This is a genomic window from Peribacillus sp. SIMBA_075, from assembly GCF_046534585.1.
This window is the reverse complement of record NZ_JAWRYN010000674.1, coordinates 1-269: the sequence shown is the minus strand read 5'-3', so window position 1 is coordinate 269 and position 269 is coordinate 1. Positions and strand designations below refer to the sequence as shown.

Here is a 269-nt window from a genome sequence, read left to right as displayed (position 1 = left end):
GGGGCAACAGCGGAATCGGGGCGGCAATCGTGCGGGCGCTGGCCGCGTCCGGCGCAGCGGTCGTGATCGACTACGTCAGTCGACCCGAGGATGCCGCGGATCTGGTGAAGAACATCACCGCGAGCGGCGGCCGCGCAGTCGGGGTGGAGGCCGATGTTAGCTCGGTCGCCGGGATCGACAAGCTCATCCAGACCGCGGTCGACGAGTTCGGCCGGCTCGACGCGTTCGTCAACAACGCCGGCATCGAGAAGCGGCACAGCCTACTGGAG

At 68.4% G+C, this 269-nt stretch carries 1 protein-coding gene; it reads left to right on the top strand.

Annotation, left to right across the window (positions count from 1 at the left end):
* Positions 1-269: SDR family NAD(P)-dependent oxidoreductase (locus SB775_RS29885; RefSeq protein ID WP_410864869.1), on the top strand; the 269-nt coding region annotated here is incomplete at both ends.